The 2,065-nt window shown below is 34.0% G+C and carries 2 protein-coding genes; both read left to right on the top strand.

Annotated elements, in window-relative coordinates:
• The coding region (locus EV214_RS18520; RefSeq protein ID WP_132248487.1) for an NAD(P)/FAD-dependent oxidoreductase at positions 1 to 811 on the top strand (811 nt) is incomplete at its 5' end.
• Between the two features lie 25 nt (positions 812 to 836).
• The coding region (locus tag EV214_RS18515; protein WP_132248485.1) for an NAD(P)/FAD-dependent oxidoreductase at positions 837 to 2,065 on the top strand (1,229 nt) is incomplete at its 3' end.

The following is a 2,065-nucleotide window of genomic DNA, read 5'->3' as shown; positions in this document are numbered from 1 at the left end:
AGGACAATACAATATTTTAGATAAGAGTGCAGGAAATATTGTAAATCATGTGATTTTCCAAGCACCAACAAAGCTTGGAAAAGGAGTACTTGTAGCACCTACAGTACATGGGAATTTATTAGTGGGGCCAGATGCAGAAGATACTGATGACAAAGAAAATACAGCAACAACAAGTGAAAGAATTGAATTTATTCGACAAGCTTCTAAAAAGACAACGAAGAAAGTACCATTTAATGGAACAATCACAAGTTTTTCAGGATTAAGAGCAACACCAAGTACAGGAGATTTTATCATAGAAGAATCAAAAGAAGTAAAAGGATTCATTAATGTTGCAGGAATTGAATCACCAGGATTATCAGCAGCACCAGCTATTGCACAATATGTAGTAGATATTTTTAAAGGAATTGAAAAAGATTTAAAAGAAAAAAAAGAGTTTAATCCAATTAGAAAACCAGTGATTAAATTTATGGCGTTAAGCCATGAAGAAAAAGCTGCATTAATAAAGGAAGACCCAAGATACGGAAGAATCGTGTGTAGATGTGAAAATATTACCGAAGGTGAAATTATAGATGCAATTCATAGAAATGCAGGTGCAACAACAGTAGATGCTATAAAAAGAAGAGTAAGACCGGGTATGGGAAGATGCCAAGGCGGGTTTTGTGGACCGAGAGTTATGGAGATCTTAGCACGAGAATTAAAGATGGATATTACAGAAGTTGTGAAGGATAGTAAGCAATCTTATATTTTAACAGAACCAACAAAACAGAATAAACCATCAGAAGAAGTTCTAGAAAATATGAAAATATCTTAAGAAAGACAAAATGAGAGGTGAGAATATGTTCAAATATGATCTTGTTGTAATAGGTGGAGGTCCTGCAGGACTTGCAGCAGCGATTGAAGCAAAGAAAAATGGTGTAGATAATATCTTGGTGATAGAAAGAGATAGAGAGTTAGGAGGAATCCTTCAACAATGTATTCATAATGGGTTCGGATTGCATATCTTTAAAGAAGAACTAACAGGTCCTGAGTATGCAGAAAAATTTATTATAGAACTAAAAGAAATGGGTATTGAATATAAATTAGACACAATGGTGCTTGATATAAGAGAAGAAAGAATGGTCAGTGCAATAAATACGATAGATGGATTTATGTCTATAAAAGCAAATGCAATTATCCTTGCAATGGGGTGTAGAGAAAGAACAAGAGGCGCTATTAATATACCAGGAACCAGACCAGCGGGTGTTTTTAGTGCAGGAACAGCTCAAAGATTTGTAAACATGGAAGGATATATGGTAGGAAAAAAAGTAGTGATATTAGGTTCAGGCGATATTGGACTCATCATGGCAAGAAGAATGACATTAGAAGGAGCAGAAGTTTTAGCTGTAGCAGAGTTAATGCCTTTCTCAGGAGGACTAACAAGAAATATTGTACAATGTCTAGAAGACTATGATATTCCACTACTGCTGAGTCATTCAATAACTGAAATTAAAGGAAAAGATCGGGTAGAAGGTGTAGTCATTGCAAAAGTAGATGAAAATAGATTGCCTATTCAAGGAACAGAGAAGCATTATGATTGTGATACATTATTATTATCTGTAGGATTAATACCAGAAAACGAAATTTCTAAAAATGCTGGTATTCAGTTAGATCCAATTACTTCAGGACCTGTCGTAAATGAAGCAATGGAGACAAGTATAGAAGGAATTTTTGCCTGTGGAAATGTCGTTCATGTACATGATTTAGTAGACTTCGTAACAGAAGAAAGTAGAAGAGCAGGGAAAAATGCTGCAAGATATATTAAAAAAGAAATCAAAGTACAAGCGAAAACAGCTAAAACAGAACCTGGAGATGGAATAAGATATATTGTCCCACACATGGTTCGAGCAGAAAATGTTGAAAATACAGTAGATCTATTTATGAGAGTAGATAATATATATCAAAATATGCATATGGTTGTAAAGATTGATGGAAGAGAAATTATGAGAATAAAGAAAAAACATTTGGCTCCTGGAGAGATGGAATCTATAAAAATAAAAAAAGAAGATTTAACAGAAAAAGAAGATTC

This window comes from Marinisporobacter balticus, from assembly GCF_004345705.1.
Lineage (GTDB): Bacteria > Bacillota > Clostridia > Peptostreptococcales > Thermotaleaceae > Marinisporobacter > Marinisporobacter balticus.
The sequence above is the reverse complement of the archived record's forward strand: the minus strand, read 5'-3'. Positions and strand labels throughout refer to the sequence as shown.